A 14,766-nucleotide genomic window follows, 5' to 3' on the forward strand; every position below is an offset into this window, starting at 1 on the left:
TGTTTGAAAAGGCTAAACCAATCTATGAAAGTAGAAGTTGTTCCTTATGATCCAGTGTGGCGAGATGCCTTCATAGAAGAAGCGAAAGAAATTACTGCTGTTTTGGGTGTGGCGATTCGTGAAACGATCCCTACGGGAATCGTGGCAATTCACCATATTGGCAGCACAGCAATTCCAAATATTTACGCCAAACCAATTATTGACATTTTAGTTGAGGCGAAAAATCTTACTCAAGTCGATACTCGAAATGCCGCAATGGCAACCTTGGGCTATGAAGCAATGGGTGAGTTTGGCATTGCAGGTCGTCGATATTTCCGCAAGCACGATGCAGCAGGCGTTAGAACCCATCATGTCCACGTTTTTGAACAGGGTTCACCGGAAAGCGATCGCCATTTAGCCTTTCGGGATTACCTGATTGCCCATCCTGACGAGGCACACCAGTACAGCCAGCTAAAGCGCAGTTTGGCTAATCAATATCCCGATGATCGGGAAAGCTACATGGACGGCAAAGATAGCTTCATTAAAGAGAAAGAACGGCAGGCTTTAGAGTGGTGCAAGCCGTTATTCCTTCCAAGTTGATTCCCAATCAGGGCATTTCTCGTCTTCCCAACCCGATGGGTGCATTCCACAAACAAGCATCACCCCGTTATACGCCTGACCATGATAGTTGCGGCACCCAATGCAAGCAGTATGGTCATTCAGCATGGGTTCCACAGTATGGGTAAACGGCTGCGTGGTTTCTCCAACTGCAACCTCAAACCCAAGATACGCTTCTAGAATAGGGTCAAAAAAATCGTCGAGGTGAGGCTCAATCTCACGCTCAAACGTGTTGTGTAACTGCTCAGCAATCTCTTCTGATGTGTCGATAAAAGAATCGATCGCCTTATCCATTTGCTGGGTTACATCTGTCACCAACTGTTCGATTCCTTCTGCCAACATCTGCATCATTTCAGAGAACTCACGTGACCAGCTTTCCATAGTGACCTATTTCAATTGTGTTAAAGAACATTGGAGGAATGGGGCGCATCCTCGAATATATTTGCAAGACAGGATTCAGTGGTGAAGTTTGAATAGCTGCATGCATGAATGCAGCTATCATAGCCTAAAATCTAACCTGTAAAAATTCGACAAAGCCTACAACTCAGCTGTTTCGTAGATTTTTTAGCTCTTCTTGCAGCTCTTCTACTCGACGACGCATTTCATCCACATTGCTAGAGTCTGGGGCGGCTGATTCGTCCTCATCCAAAATCTCAATTTTGCGAGGCTCAGCTGAAGGTTTAGGAGTTGAACTTTCTACCGTAGGATTTTGAGCTTTATTAACCATCTCATCCACAAAGCGACGGGCTTCTTCAGTGCTCATTTCACCGCGTGCCACCATTTCGTCGGCAAGCTTTTGCGCTTGCGATCGCAGTTCAACTAATTTTTCAGTGGCTTTTTCTCCGGCTAAGGATGCTAATCCCACTCCTAAATACATCGCTTTTTGGACAATATCTCCTAAACCCATTGCTTTTGCTCCTAATCAAACCTTTCACGAATGGACTGATTCAAATTAGAATCCCTGTCTTCAATATCTTCAGAATAGGCAAAAGTGGCTGAGAGTTGCCATCATTTTTTAGAAGACAACTTTTGCAGTCATTGTTGGGGAATCACAATATTCCAACCTGCTTCAGCATAGTTGCACGCGCCCGTTCAGATAGTCTGTCCAATGAAACTTGGTGAGCGTCATCAATCAGATTTTCCTTTTGCATTAATTCAATCATAGTTTGCAAAAGAATACTCTCAACCTGTGTGGCTCGGTCTGCCAGCCACAGATGAGTCTCGGTATCGATTGGAAACTGTTCAATACAACTGGTGGTATAAGCGCGAAACGTTCGTACTTGCCGTAACAAACGTGCTAGGTAGCCAGGACACTCACAAGCAATTACCTCAGCAGCTCTGCAAATCTCTATAAGTGCCTCGTCAGACAGTTCTGACAAGTCAACTGTTTCCCTCAAGTCGGACATGGTTTCAACGAATATTTGTGACGATTATGCCTTTTTCCAGTAAGCCCTACGCTCTACCTAAAGTATCAACCCTATGCAACAATGAACCTTCTGCTAGTCTAAAGTAGTAAAAATGTTCATCAGATTATTTTTATTGCTTAAGATTAATTAAGAGCTAAGATTCATCTCACTTTTTAGCGTCTAAACAACTTTAAAAGAAGGTGTTCAAAAAACGCCTGGATGGTTGACGCTTCAATTTATGACTCAACTCGAGTCTCGCCCCTGATATTTAGAGCATATCCGTTATTGCCAAACAGGGTGCAATGTCGAGCGGAAACGATAGAATCTATTAATCATTAAGGAATGTGTCCTTCGGTTGCTATGCCTAAACGCCGGAATAATTCAGACGATTCAGCCGTTAATTCTCAGAACGGTCACAGTTCTGTTTTTCCCTCTCCGCTAAATACGATTCGGATTCGAGGCGCGCGGCAACATAATCTGAAAAATATCGATTTGGAGCTGCCCCGCGATCGCCTGATTGTGTTTACAGGTGTTTCTGGGTCAGGCAAGTCATCGCTTGCGTTTGATACCATCTTTGCTGAGGGTCAGCGCCGCTACGTAGAATCGCTCAGTGCCTATGCCCGTCAGTTTTTGGGTCAGGTAGATAAGCCAGATGTTGATGCGATTGAAGGGCTGAGTCCTGCCATTTCGATCGATCAAAAATCCACTTCTCACAACCCACGTTCTACCGTGGGCACCGTTACTGAAATTTACGACTACACACGCTTATTGTATGGGCGTGCCGGAGAGCCTCACTGTCCCCATTGCGATCGCTCGATTGCGCCTCAAACGATTGACCAAATGTGCGATCGCGTGATGGATCTACCCGATCGCACTCGCTTTCAGATTCTTGCTCCCGTAGTTCGTGGCAAAAAGGGCACTCATCGAAAGTTGCTTTCTAGTCTTAGTTCCGAGGGCTTTGTCAGAGTCCGAATTGACGGTGAAGTGCGTGAGCTAGAAGACTTGATCGAGCTAGATAAAAATCAGGCGCACACCATCGAAATTGTGGTGGATCGCCTAGTCAGAAAAGAGGGAATTCAAGAACGCTTGGTGGATTCCCTTAACACTTGCCTGAAGCATTCTGAAGGCATCGCCATTATTGATGTGCTGTCAGAAGAAGTAACAAAAGACACAGCCCCGGGAATCAATAGGGAGCAGGGAACCGACAATGTCGTTGCGTTTCCGGTAGGGCAATCGCTCAAAGTGGCTGAAAAAGGTGGCAGTTACGGCGATTCTAGCTCCTCACCCCCAGCCCCTAGTCCTCTCGTTTTCTCTGAAAATTTCGCCTGCCCCGAACATGGTGCAGTGATGGAAGAGCTCTCGCCACGCTTGTTTTCCTTCAACTCGCCCTATGGTGCTTGTCCTGCCTGTCATGGACTGGGAATGCACCGCAAATTTTCGGCAGAACTGGTGATTCCCAATCCAGAACTGCCTGTCTACGCCGCGATCGCCCCCTGGTCAGATAAAGACAACACCTACTATCTTTCCTTGCTATGCAGTGTCGCAGCAGCATTTGGCTTTGATATTCAAACGCCGTGGAAGCAACTCACCGACGAGCAAAAGCATGTGCTTCTCCATGGCTCCAAAGACCCCATCTGGATTGATGTAGACTCTCGCTATCGGGAAGGCAAAGGCTATAGTCGCCGCTATGAGGGCGCTTTACCGATGCTGGAGCGACAGTATCAAGAAGCAAACTCTGATACCTATAAGCAAAAACTGGAGCAGTACCTCGTCGATCAGCCCTGTGAAGTGTGTCATGGTCAGCGTTTGCGCCCCGAATCAATAGCGGTTCGCATTGGGCAATATCGCATCACCGATCTCACGGGCGTTTCCATCCGCGAATGTCTTAACCGCGTTAATCAAATGCACTTGACTCCACGTCAGGCGCAAATTGCAGATTTGGTGCTGCGAGAAATCAAAGCCCGACTTCAGTTTTTGCTGGATGTGGGGCTGGATTATCTCACCCTCGATCGCGCAGCTATGACCTTATCTGGCGGGGAGGCTCAGCGAATTCGGCTTGCTACTCAAATAGGTTCCGGGCTGACAGGTGTGCTGTATGTACTAGATGAACCCAGTATTGGGCTGCACCAGCGAGATAATGCGCGCCTTTTAAAAACATTGGTTCGTCTGCGTGACCTTGGCAATACTCTCATTGTGGTTGAACACGACGAAGAAACCATTCGTGCTGCCGATCATCTGGTAGATATTGGACCTGGGGCAGGTGTACATGGCGGCAGAATTATTGCCGAAGGTAGCTTTGAGAATTTATTGGATGCCCCAGAATCGCTAACCGGAGCATATTTGTCAGGGCGCAAGGTGATTAATACGCCCATAGAACGCCGCACGGGCAATGGGCGATCGCTCAAAATTCGCAATGCCCACCGAAACAACCTTAAAAATATTGACGTCGAAATTCCGTTAGGCGAACTGGTTAGCGTCACTGGCGTATCTGGTTCTGGCAAATCAACTCTGATCAATGAATTGCTCTACCCCACTCTCCAGCACCATTTTGGCAGCAAAGTTCCACTCCCCAAAGACATGGATGGGATTGATGGATTAGGCGCTCTGGACAAAGTGATTGTCATTGATCAATCGCCCATTGGACGCACTCCCCGCTCCAACCCTGCCACTTACACCGGTGTATTTGACGTTATTCGAGATGTGTTTGCCGAAACAATTGAAGCAAAAGCGCGGGGTTATAAACCAGGGCAATTTTCGTTTAACGTCAAGGGCGGTCGCTGTGAAGCCTGTGCTGGACAGGGCGTAAACGTGATTGAAATGAACTTTTTGCCGGATGTATATGTGCAGTGCGAAGTGTGCAAAGGGGCGCGATATAACCGCGAAACCTTGCAAGTGAAGTTCAAGGATAAATCCATTGCAGATGTGCTGAATATGACGGTGGAAGAGGCGGCTGAATTTTGCAAAAATATCCCTCAAGCCTTTAATCGCCTGCAAACTCTGGCAGATGTAGGATTGGGATACATGCGATTAGGGCAAACGGCTCCGACTTTGTCTGGTGGAGAGGCGCAACGGGTGAAGCTGGCAACAGAATTATCGCGACGAGCCACGGGCAAAACCCTTTACCTGATCGACGAACCCACCACAGGCTTATCTTTTTATGATGTTCACAAATTACTCGATGTGATGCAGCGCTTGGTGGACAAGGGCAACTCGATTTTGGTGATTGAACACAATTTGGATGTGATTCGGTGTGCTGACTGGCTAATTGATCTGGGACCTGAAGGCGGCGATCTCGGTGGCGAGCTAATCGCGGTGGGCACTCCAGAAACCGTAGCAGATAACCCAAGTTCCTACACTGGGCAATACTTAAAACAAGTCCTACAGCACTATTCTTCCGCTCTTGTCACTGCCTAGACTTAGTAATAAACAGATAACTGATATGTATTCTGCTCTAGTTGGCTAACGTAGATAGTTTAGCGATCGCCACCGAATCTTCAAAGCTACAAATAGGTCAAAGCCAAGTAGTGTGCTTAGGAATGAATTTGCCGCGCCCTATTAGGCAATTTTCGCTACTAGTTTGAATTTCTCAAATAGATAGTAAGGATTGCGGAACTTTACATCCACCAGAGCAAGGCAGTGAGTGGGTAGTCTAAGATCACCACGTCTCTCGCCTAAACCTTGTCTCATTTGAATCTTATGAAACTCTTACACTTTGGGATGAGATTTACCGCCATAGTCATACCAAATTAAATTGGAGTAGTTACAGATCAGATAAACTGAGGAATGTAGAGGTGAGAGTCTAATCATGGCTGGTGTCAGCGCAATCGTAATTAAAGAAAGTCTCGAGGAGTTAGGCACCCGCTTGCGAACGGTTGAACAGCCGATAGTTAAAGAACGATTGCAAGTGTTGTACTGGCTCAAACGAGCGCAAGCACCGAGCATCAGCCAGATCGCGGTTGCAATTGGCAGGCATCGAGGCACGGTGCAAAAGTGGTTAGCGCTGTATCGAGCACAAGGATTAGAGGCATTGCTGGTGGTCAAGCCAACGCCAGGAGGAGGCAACCGGATGATTCCAATGTGGGCAGAAGTTGCCTTAGCAAAGCGATTGCAGGAACCGGACAATGGGTTTGACAGCTATGGGGAGGTGCAGCAGTGGCTCTTGGAGAGTTTAGGAATAGAAGCCCAGTATCATGCGGTCTACCAGATGACCCGTTATCGGCTCAAAGCCAAGCTAAAAGTGGCTCGTCCCCAACAACCTCAAGCAGAACCGAGCACAACGAGAGGCATTTAAGCAAACCTTGCAGACGACCTCGATTTGTTGAGCCAATACGCTCGGCAAGTGCGCCAGGATAAACGACCTATTCGCTATTTTGCTGGGGATGAGAGCCGCTTTGGGCTGCATACCATTATCGGGCGTTTGATTACAGCCTTTGGAGTGAAACCCATTGGCTCATGGCAACGGGTGTTCAAAGCATTCTGGCTCTATGGCGCTGTGGAACCTGCCACCGGAGAATCCTTTTTCTGGCAGTTCTCCCATGTCGATACCGAGTGCTACCAATGCTTCTTGGATGAGTTCTCCAAGGCTTACCCCGATAGTCTCAATATCCTGCAAGTGGATAACGGACGGTTCCACAAAGGCAAAGCGTTGATTGTGCCACAGAACATTATCCTGGTGTTCCAACCGCCTTACTGTCCGGAGTTAAATCCAATTGAGAGGCTATGGGAATATCTCAAGGCGGATCTCAAGTGGGTTTCGTTCAAAACGCTTGACCAACTGCAATCCAGAGTAGATCAACTCTTATCCCAGTTAACCCCTCAAGTGATTGCTTCTCTCACGGGCTACCCCTTTATCCTCAATGCACTATCTGTCATTGAAACCATTTAAATTGGTATTACATCGACCTTAGCAGTGATTTTGCACCCAACGTTCGCATTAGTAGGTCAACCTCAAGAACTCAATGCTTACACCTTTCCTGAATCGAAAGTTGTTGGTATTCCTAGTGCTTGCAGAATGATTCAAACGGGTAGCAACGCTGAAAAAGAGGCAGAGTGTGCCGAATGGGGTCGCAAGTTCAGAGAAAATGGGAAACGTAATCGCTACAATGGGGGCCCCCTACCGCAACGACCTCTGGTACCAGCAAGCTAATACAATCCTTCTCTGGTACCAGCAAGCCAATACAATCCTTAAACTGTTACACCACAGGAGGTGTTTACAGCAATATTGGAAATTGCCGCTAAGTTCCCCTATCACTGCCCTGATCTTCGATTGCTCCAAATTATTTTCGTTGAGGAAAGATTTAGGTTAATGGGGAATTCCTCTTTAGACGGTATTCATGATCTCTGGATAACGACAATCGCTTGTCAGCTTTCCAACAATCCGACACAATAGCTACCGACACTTCACACTCGGTTCTAACTAAGCTGAAACAATTCGACACTAATTTCGACACTAATAAGGAATAACACCATGGGACTTTTCTTCGACGTACTCAGCGCTGTTAACAATCCGAATCAACAGGCAAGCATTGATGGGCTAAGCTCCATGAGTAGTGCAGTACAGCAATTGGCTAGCAAAAACGGATTGGATGCCGCAGCCACTCAATCTTTGCTATCTGCGGCTGGAAGTGCTTTGCGTCCAGTGTTGCAGCAACAAGCTGCCGCTGTAGGTGGAGCATCTCAACTGGCTGGGATGATTAGTCAATTTGCAGGTGCAAACGGTGGCATGATGGGGCAAGCATCTAGCGGCAATTTCAGCCTATCAGCACTGCAATCTATAATTCCTGCCGAAATGCAACAACAGCTAATTAATAGTATTTCCCAAAAAACTGGCATGAACACTGGCATGGTTCAAACCGTGTTGCCTTCGGTGTTGCCCATTGTGATGAATTTTTTTAACATGGGTGCGCCTGCTCCAGGTAGTCGGGGTGGAAATCTACTCTTAAGTGCCTTCCTGGACAGCGCTCGCGACGGAGACACTGATTTAGGTGACGTAATGAAGTTTGCTGGTCGTTTCCTAAACGCTCCGCACCAGTAGTTAATTAAGCCATCGCTGACGAGGGAATGAGTCGATGTGCGATATTTCATCGACTCATTCCCTCATAGTGAACCCGTCAAAAGAAGTTTGATGAACTACTAGGCAAAACTCAGGTTGTTGGAATGCGAATAGACTTGGAACGTGCTAATTTTAGCCAACGACCTTCATCGATAACATAGCCTAGCTCAATTAAATAATCGCGATCACTGGCTGGAATAGATAAATAGCGATCATGATCAGCTTCACTGCACTCGTATTCATAAACGCTGTGAGGCGGTTGATAATCCAAGTTAATGTTGGTCACATCATAGAGACGTAGTGCTAATCTACCTCCGCCCTGACTAATAGCAGCATTTTTCTCACGTTCCGCCAGGTTCCACGCAACATAGGCGTTTGAGGCACCACGCGATTCCAAAATAATATCGCTAAGATTTTGAGTGGACTGCATTGGAGCGCGATCACTTACCTGTGCACTGCCTCCTATAGTAGATTCAGCCGTTGCTGCACTATTAGCTCTTGATGAACTATCTGCGACAGGACTGCACTTAGGCACGCGTACCGATTCGGAGCGCCCTAACCTAACCCAGCGGTTGCCAGCGATAGGATAGCCTAACTCCACCAGGTAGTCTCGATCATCGACTACGATCGGCAAATGTACATCTTGGGCACGGGCATCAAATTCAAATTGGCGAATCGTGTGGGGTGGCTGGCGATCTGGGTTGGTACCAGTCACATCACATAGGCGAATGGATAGCTTTTCTCGTTTATTGCGCTGTAGCTCCATTTGCATTGCTTGAGACAGTTCCCAATAGGCGTAAACATCGCGGCAATTGCACGGAGTGAGAATAATGCGGCAGTCGGCACTAGTATATTCTGGTTGCCGCACGGGAGCATTCACTCTTTCGCGATCGTCGGCGGTATAGGCGACTGCGGCTGCCCCCGCAGGGATGGCGGCGATCGCTCCAGTCTCTAGGTCTTGTCCTACGGGATTGCATTTGGGCACTCTCACCGGCACAGAATGAGCCAAGGGTAGCCAGCGGTTGTCCTCTGTGATATACCCCAATTCCACCAAATAATCGCGATCGTCCAGGGAGATCGGTAGGTGAGTGTCTTGCATCCCTTCGCGGCACTCAAACTGGCGTATGCTGTGAGGTGGCTGACGTTCAACATCTATGCCCGTTACATCGTAAAGCCTCAACAGAAGTTGCCTGCCTCCCTGCTCTTGTCGTGCTTTTTTGGATGCTTCAGAGATTTCCCAATAGGCATAAGCGTCACGACAATTTCGTGGGGTCAGCACAATGCGGTTGTTCTGATGTCCAACCGCTGCAACGGCCGATGTCGCAACGGGAGCAGCTCCCGCCCGTCCTTTGAGCCACCATGCAAGCAGCGGTAATCCCAGTAGTGGCAACAGCAACCACAGCCAACCCAACCAATTACTGTCGCTGTTATCCCCGCGATTGGTAGAATCGGGCGAGGTAACTTGTGAATTGTTAGGAACGGCGGCAACTGTTCCTGTTTCGGCTAGTTTGGCGGCTTGAACTCTGGCTTTCTCGATTTCAATGACAGTTTCTGGAGTCGTTGCGTAACCTAAAAAGGCTTTCACTGCGGGGCTGGACGGCTCTTTATAGATATATGATAGCGGCTGGGAAAAGGGGTATTTAGAGTTATCGGGAAACGTATCGTACAGGGAAAGAATACGAATACCCGGTTGATTGATGACTTGATCGGCGATCGCATAGCCTATGCCATCAGTTCCTAGTTTTGCAATTACATCTGCGGTTTTATCTTTTGCAATCTTTACTGCCGATTCTCCGGTTTCAAAGGGTGCTCCTTGAAAGACGTCATAGTTCAGAAATGCCTGACGGGTATCGCTCGTTTCAGGACGATCTATCAACCGCACCGTCGCCTCAGTGCCATCTACATCTGCCCAATTTGTGATCTCTCCTCGAAAAATTTGGGCAAATTGTTCAATCGTTAATGTGCCTTCAAAAGGATTTTCTTCTTTCACAAAAAGGGCAATCTTATGGCGAGCTGCGGGAACCGCTACAAATCCCTCTGCCGCTTCCTCTTTGGTCAACGGGCGAGCGCTGGCAGCAATGTCAATCCGACCCTCTCTCAGAGCTTGCAGAGCATTATTGGTTGGAACGGTTGCCAGGTTTACTTTGGCTCCTGAATATTGTTGCTCAAATCCTTGCTTAACCGCTTGGGTAATCGCTGTCATGCTGTTTGAGCCTTCTACTCGAACAGTTGTTCCTGTGGGTAGTGAGTCTGACGGCAGCAAGGGTGTCGAGGTCGAAGACTGAGCAAACACAGGCGACAGAAAACCGCTACCCTGAAGCTTGGGGAATGCTGCAAGGGCAAGCAAAATCGCCAGGGGGAGAATTGAAATGTATGGACGCTGAGGGGTTTTCATCTACAGTTTCCCTGACGAGGTGAAGCTTTTAAATTTCCAATCGATTTTACGGCGAAATTCTGCGTATGTTGAATTTAGTTCAGTTTGCTTAAATTGGCACATTAATTATGCTTCAGTTTCATCCACCCGGTATGGGGCAGCAGATTGTTGAAACATCTCTGGGCGAAATGGTGTACTACGTTCCGGTAGGCACACCCTGGGTGTTGCCACCGCCTGATGCTCAACCGCTAGTTTTTTTGCATAACTTTGGCGGTGGCGCTTCTGCCTATGAATGGTCAAAAGTTTATCCAGCGTTTTTGGATAGTTACAGAGTAATAGCTCCTGATTTGATTGGCTGGGGGCGGTCTGCTCACCTGGTGCGAGAGTATCGGGTAGAAGATTATCTGGTGACGCTGACGGAGTTTTTGGAGAAAACCTGCGGGAGCGATCGCGCAACGACCGTTCATCGCCCTGCCATTGTAATCGCATCATCCTTAACGGGCGCGATCGCTCTGCGTCTTGCTGGAGAGCGCCCTGACTTGTTCAAGGCGTTGTGTTTGGTTTGCCCATCGGGCTTCGCCGATTTAGGACAAGATGCTGGGCGACGATTGCCTTTGCAGGCGATTGGGATGCCCCTGCTAGATCAAATGATTTACAGCATAGGTGCGATGAATGAAGTGGCTGTGCGGAGTTTTTTAGAACGTTTTTTGTTTGCTAAGCCCAGCCGCGTCTCTCCCGAAATGGTGGCAGCCTATTTAGAATCGGCAAAGCAGCCCAATGCCCAATATGCCGCTCTCGCATTTCTCCGGGGCGATCTATATTTTGACCTGGCAAATTATGTTCCGCAACTAAAAATCCCCACCATGATTCTGTGGGGAGAGAATGCTCAATTCATCACCGCCGACTTGGGGCAGCGGGTTGCTAGGCTAAATCCGACTTATATCCAAGAATTTGTGAAGGTGCCTAGCGCTGGCGTATTGCTGTCTCTAGAACAACCTGCGCTCACAATTGGAATGCTCCAACAGTTTCTATCGAAGCACTAATATAAAATTATTATGGAGACTGAAATTTTGCGTCTCTAATGTCTGATTGACAACTTAAACCATTCCACCCGCAGCTTGAAACCGCGCTCGGGATCGTTTCAATACTCTGGTTGCTTTAATAAACTCTTGCCGAGAACCACTTTGCTGGGCTTTATTAAATTGCTCTTGAGCGGCTGTGAATGAGACACGAGCTTCTTCTTTATTAATGGAATCGCCACGCTCGGCACCATTGACTAAGATGGTGACTTCATCCGCATCAACTTCTGCAAAGCCACCCATTAGAGCGATCGGAACCCAGGTGTTTTTATCAGATCGGACTCGCATTACGCCAGTATCTAATGCGGTCAGCATGGGAGCGTGTCCGCCTAGAATACCAAGCTGCCCGGTGGTGCTGGGCAAAATCACTTCTTCAGCTTGAGAATCCCAAACCGTTTTATCAGGAGCAATCACACGAACAGTTAGAGGCATAACTTAATTTTGAGTGTTGAGTTTTAGGTTTTAAGTTTTGAGTTTTGAGCAAATACAGCTTGCCCAAAACTCAAAACTGAGCGGTCATCGCTTGCTTACTTGCCTTCAGCCTTCAGCTTCTCGCCTTTAGCGATCGCTTCATCAATACTGCCGACCATGTAGAAGGCTTGCTCAGGATAGTCATCTAAAGAGCCAGACAAGATCTGTTTGAAGCCTTTGATGGTGTCAGGCAACGATACATACTTACCCGGAGAGCCAGTGAACACTTGCGCCACAAAGAAAGGTTGAGACAAGAATCGCTCAATCTTACGGGCACGAAACACGATCAGGCGATCGTCTTCAGACAACTCATCCAGACCCAAAATTGCAATAATGTCTTGCAATTCCTTGTAGCGTTGCAGCGTAGACTGCACAGCGCGTGCAGTTGAGTAGTGATCCTCTCCCACAATGTTGGGTTGCAGCATCGTAGACGCTGAATCCAATGGATCGACCGCAGGATAAATCCCTTTAGATGCCAAACCGCGAGATAGCACTGTAGTGCCGTCCAGGTGGGCAAAGGTGGTTGCAGGGGCGGGATCAGTCAAATCATCCGCAGGCACATAAACTGCTTGAATAGAAGTAATAGAACCTTCAGTTGTAGAAGTGATCCGCTCTTGCAGATCGCCCACATCGGTCCCCAAGGTTGGCTGGTATCCCACCGCAGAAGGCATCCGACCGAGAAGCGCTGATACTTCAGAACCCGCTTGCACAAATCGGAAGATATTGTCGATAAACAAGAGCACGTCCTGCTTGTTTACGTCTCGGAAGTATTCCGCCATAGTCAAAGCCGAAAGACCGACGCGCATTCTGGCACCGGGTGGTTCGTTCATCTGACCATAGACCAACGCAATTTTGGATTCGCTGAGATTATCTTTGTTGATAACGCCAGACTCCATCATTTCGTTATAAAGGTCATTGCCTTCGCGGGTGCGTTCGCCTACACCGCCGAACACCGATACCCCGCCATGGTTGGTTGCAATGTTGTTAATCAGCTCCATCATGATGACGGTCTTACCAACGCCTGCACCACCAAACAACCCAATTTTGCCGCCACGACGGTAGGGTGTTAGCAGGTCAATCACCTTAATTCCGGTTTCAAAAACCGAGGGCTTCGTTTCCAATTCCGTTAGCTTAGGAGCATCACGGTGAATTGGAGAAAACTCCTTGGCATCAACAGGACCCTGCTCATCTACAGGTTCGCCTAAAACGTTGAAAATCCGACCAAGCGTAATCGCTCCCACTGGAACACTAATGGGTGCGCCACTATCCATTACTTCCATGCCACGAACCAACCCGTCGGTCGAACTCATGGATACAGCTCGAACTTGGTTATCACCTAATAGCTGCTGTACTTCGCAGGTGACGTTAACTTCTGTGCCTGCTGGATTGGTGCCCGTGACTTTTACAGCATTGTAAATTTCTGGCATCTTCCCATTTGGGAACTTGATATCTAGTACAGGACCGATGATCTGCGTAATGTAGCCGATGCTTCTCTTCTCTGTGGTGGTGACCATGCTTACGCCCTACTCTGTGACTCAGCGACTCGAATGTTTTGTTGGCAAACAATCTTAAAAATTGCCTTCACAAGCTTATCACTGAACGGGTAACAGATGATTACAGAGTTTTTGAAGGGAAAAGTTGGGAGTTCAAAGTTGGGAGTTCAAAGTTGGGAGTTCGGAATTTATGCAAAATTAGGCATGGCTGAATGCAGATTTGATAATTCATCTCTCTAATCAGCAACGCCCAAAATTATTCCGCATGTATCCGGCACTTAACTTAATTTAAACAAAGCAGGGGACTTTGAATGGGCCACTGGAGGATGTGACCCGGCAGTCTTGCATATCTATGTAAAATTGGCGTTTGATTTGAATGTTTTTCAGATGTTTTTTAACGGTGTCCTCCGTGATATAAAGTGCGATCGCAATCTGTTTGCGGCTATTGCTTGCTCTGCGATGAAGCCAAACTTCGGTTTCTCGTGGGGAGAGTTTCCAGGTTTGCGCTTCGGCGATCGCCAATCTTTGGGTCGCCTGGTGTTGATCTTGCAGTCTGACTAGGAGGTAGGGGCGATCGATGGTGTCCAGTTGCAGCCATTGCACGCGGATTCGGAGATTAACGGTTGCTGACTCTACCTCTGATTCGAGCACGATGGGCTGATTGGGATAGAGATCGCGGCTATCGATCAGAGCCTCACAGGCTTGCCAAATAATTTCAGGCAGGGCACCTACTTTTTGGGTGAGTTGAAAGCAGAGTTGTTGGGCCGTGGCGTTAGCGTAGTGCAATTCCTGTCGATCGGTGAGGACTAAAATGCCGTCTACAAAACTTTCAAGAACAGCTTGCAGCAGAAATTGGGGGCTTGTTGAATTAGACATAATGTTATGGGGGCTGATAAACATTACAGTTTCTGCGATCGCTTGAGTTGGCGGCTCGGATCGCCCATGAAGCATCAATTTGTCTGGGCTTTGAAATGAATCTAGTAACGCTTGGGTCTGAGTAATGTCTAAACTCTACCGAGCCATCCGAGAAACCGCAGTGGGAAAAAGTCACGGACTTTGAGGTAAGAAAAGGTCATGCTCTTGAGGGAGCTACATCAAATTCTCTAAGCGTTACTGTGCAAGTCATCAACTTCTCACATCAACCTCACATAAACAGGTGAACCGATGGCTGTGTGCCCTGACTTACAGTGGAATTAGAAAGATTGCTAAACCGCTGCTAGTCGTCTGTCTTGATTTTTTGCGTTTACCATCTCATCCTTCTTGGTGAAACGGGCAGGGGGAAAAGGCAAGGGAA

13 protein-coding genes are annotated in these 14,766 nt (G+C 47.8%); 6 read left to right on the top strand and 7 right to left on the bottom strand.

The window, feature by feature from the left end:
* The first annotated feature begins 24 nt into the window (after positions 1-24).
* The gene (locus JOY44_RS20005; RefSeq protein ID WP_171575312.1) at positions 25-579 is read left to right on the top strand and encodes a GrpB family protein; all 555 of its coding nucleotides are present in this window, start codon (positions 25-27) and stop codon (positions 577-579) included.
* On the opposite strand, the gene JOY44_RS20010 is transcribed toward JOY44_RS20005, so the two are convergent.
* The 3 genes from JOY44_RS20010 to JOY44_RS20020 form a co-directional block, all read right to left on the bottom strand.
* Complete coding sequence (locus tag JOY44_RS20010; protein ID WP_171575313.1) at positions 562-978, bottom strand: hypothetical protein; 417 nt, start codon at positions 976-978, stop codon at positions 562-564. The genes JOY44_RS20005 and JOY44_RS20010 overlap by 18 nt on opposite strands.
* A 163-nt stretch (positions 979-1,141) precedes the next feature.
* Entirely contained in the window at positions 1,142-1,504 is a 363-nt protein-coding gene (locus JOY44_RS20015) for a phasin family protein (RefSeq protein WP_171575314.1), read from the bottom strand.
* 142 nt (positions 1,505-1,646) lie between these two features.
* A complete protein-coding gene (locus tag JOY44_RS20020; RefSeq protein ID WP_171575315.1) occupies positions 1,647-1,976 on the bottom strand; it encodes a hypothetical protein in 330 nt (109 codons plus the stop codon).
* A 387-nt stretch (positions 1,977-2,363) separates the two neighbouring features.
* Here JOY44_RS20020 and uvrA point away from each other — a divergent pair, with 387 nt between their 5' ends.
* The 4 genes from uvrA (at position 2,364) to JOY44_RS20040 (ending at position 8,037) form a co-directional block, all read left to right on the top strand.
* The gene (uvrA, locus tag JOY44_RS20025) at positions 2,364-5,417 is read left to right on the top strand and encodes an excinuclease ABC subunit UvrA (RefSeq protein WP_171576135.1); all 3,054 of its coding nucleotides are present in this window, start codon (positions 2,364-2,366) and stop codon (positions 5,415-5,417) included.
* Positions 5,418-5,808: 391 nt separating this feature from the next.
* Entirely contained in the window at positions 5,809-6,294 is a 486-nt protein-coding gene (locus JOY44_RS20030; protein ID WP_171571905.1) for a helix-turn-helix domain-containing protein, read from the top strand.
* Between the two features lie 27 nt (positions 6,295-6,321).
* Entirely contained in the window at positions 6,322-6,888 is a 567-nt protein-coding gene (locus tag JOY44_RS20035; protein WP_171571904.1) for an IS630 family transposase, read from the top strand.
* 582 nt (positions 6,889-7,470) lie between these two features.
* On the top strand, positions 7,471-8,037 hold the full coding sequence (locus JOY44_RS20040; RefSeq protein WP_171575316.1) for a DUF937 domain-containing protein: 567 nt from the start codon (positions 7,471-7,473) through the stop codon (positions 8,035-8,037).
* Between the two features lie 109 nt (positions 8,038-8,146).
* Here JOY44_RS20040 and JOY44_RS20045 read toward each other — a convergent pair whose 3' ends face one another.
* Positions 8,147-10,450 carry a DUF4912 domain-containing protein gene (locus JOY44_RS20045; RefSeq protein WP_171575317.1) on the bottom strand — a complete coding sequence of 768 codons (2,304 nt, stop codon included), beginning with the start codon at positions 10,448-10,450 and terminating at the stop codon, positions 8,147-8,149.
* 107 nt (positions 10,451-10,557) lie between these two features.
* On the opposite strand from JOY44_RS20045, the gene JOY44_RS20050 reads away from it, so the two are divergent.
* Complete coding sequence (locus JOY44_RS20050; protein ID WP_171575318.1) at positions 10,558-11,472, top strand: alpha/beta fold hydrolase; 915 nt, start codon at positions 10,558-10,560, stop codon at positions 11,470-11,472.
* Between the two features lie 54 nt (positions 11,473-11,526).
* Here the strand turns inward: JOY44_RS20050 and atpC are convergent, their stop codons facing one another.
* The 3 genes from atpC to JOY44_RS20065 form a co-directional block, all read right to left on the bottom strand.
* Positions 11,527-11,940: an ATP synthase F1 subunit epsilon gene (gene atpC / locus JOY44_RS20055; RefSeq protein ID WP_171575319.1), complete on the bottom strand. Its 414-nt coding sequence runs from the start codon at positions 11,938-11,940 to the stop codon at positions 11,527-11,529.
* A 95-nt stretch (positions 11,941-12,035) separates the two neighbouring features.
* Positions 12,036-13,493 (bottom strand): F0F1 ATP synthase subunit beta, encoded by a 1,458-nt coding sequence (gene atpD / locus JOY44_RS20060; RefSeq protein WP_171575320.1) that lies wholly within the window; start codon positions 13,491-13,493, stop codon positions 12,036-12,038.
* Between the two features lie 267 nt (positions 13,494-13,760).
* On the bottom strand, positions 13,761-14,348 hold the full coding sequence (locus JOY44_RS20065; RefSeq protein WP_203032069.1) for a helix-turn-helix transcriptional regulator: 588 nt from the start codon (positions 14,346-14,348) through the stop codon (positions 13,761-13,763).
* Positions 14,349-14,766 lie beyond the last annotated feature (418 nt).

The organism is Leptolyngbya sp. Cla-17 (assembly GCF_016807185.1).
Classification (GTDB): Bacteria; Cyanobacteriota; Cyanobacteriia; order Leptolyngbyales; family Leptolyngbyaceae; genus ULC077BIN1.

Bases quoted from the DNA above. Each gene is read 5' to 3' on its own strand.
- JOY44_RS20005 (WP_171575312.1), top strand. From the start codon at position 25: ATGAAAGTAGAAGTTGTTCCTTATGATCCAGTGTGGCGAGATGCCTTC.
- JOY44_RS20010 (WP_171575313.1), bottom strand. From the start codon at position 978: ATGGAAAGCTGGTCACGTGAGTTCTCTGAAATGATGCAGATGTTGGCA.
- JOY44_RS20015 (WP_171575314.1), bottom strand. From the start codon at position 1,504: ATGGGTTTAGGAGATATTGTCCAAAAAGCGATGTATTTAGGAGTGGGA.
- uvrA (WP_171576135.1), top strand. From the start codon at position 2,364: ATGCCTAAACGCCGGAATAATTCAGACGATTCAGCCGTTAATTCTCAG.
- JOY44_RS20030 (WP_171571905.1), top strand. From the start codon at position 5,809: ATGGCTGGTGTCAGCGCAATCGTAATTAAAGAAAGTCTCGAGGAGTTA.
- JOY44_RS20040 (WP_171575316.1), top strand. From the start codon at position 7,471: ATGGGACTTTTCTTCGACGTACTCAGCGCTGTTAACAATCCGAATCAA.
- JOY44_RS20045 (WP_171575317.1), bottom strand. From the start codon at position 10,450: ATGAAAACCCCTCAGCGTCCATACATTTCAATTCTCCCCCTGGCGATT.
- JOY44_RS20050 (WP_171575318.1), top strand. From the start codon at position 10,558: ATGCTTCAGTTTCATCCACCCGGTATGGGGCAGCAGATTGTTGAAACA.
- atpC (WP_171575319.1), bottom strand. From the start codon at position 11,940: ATGCCTCTAACTGTTCGTGTGATTGCTCCTGATAAAACGGTTTGGGAT.
- atpD (WP_171575320.1), bottom strand. From the start codon at position 13,493: ATGGTCACCACCACAGAGAAGAGAAGCATCGGCTACATTACGCAGATC.
- JOY44_RS20065 (WP_203032069.1), bottom strand. From the start codon at position 14,348: ATGTCTAATTCAACAAGCCCCCAATTTCTGCTGCAAGCTGTTCTTGAA.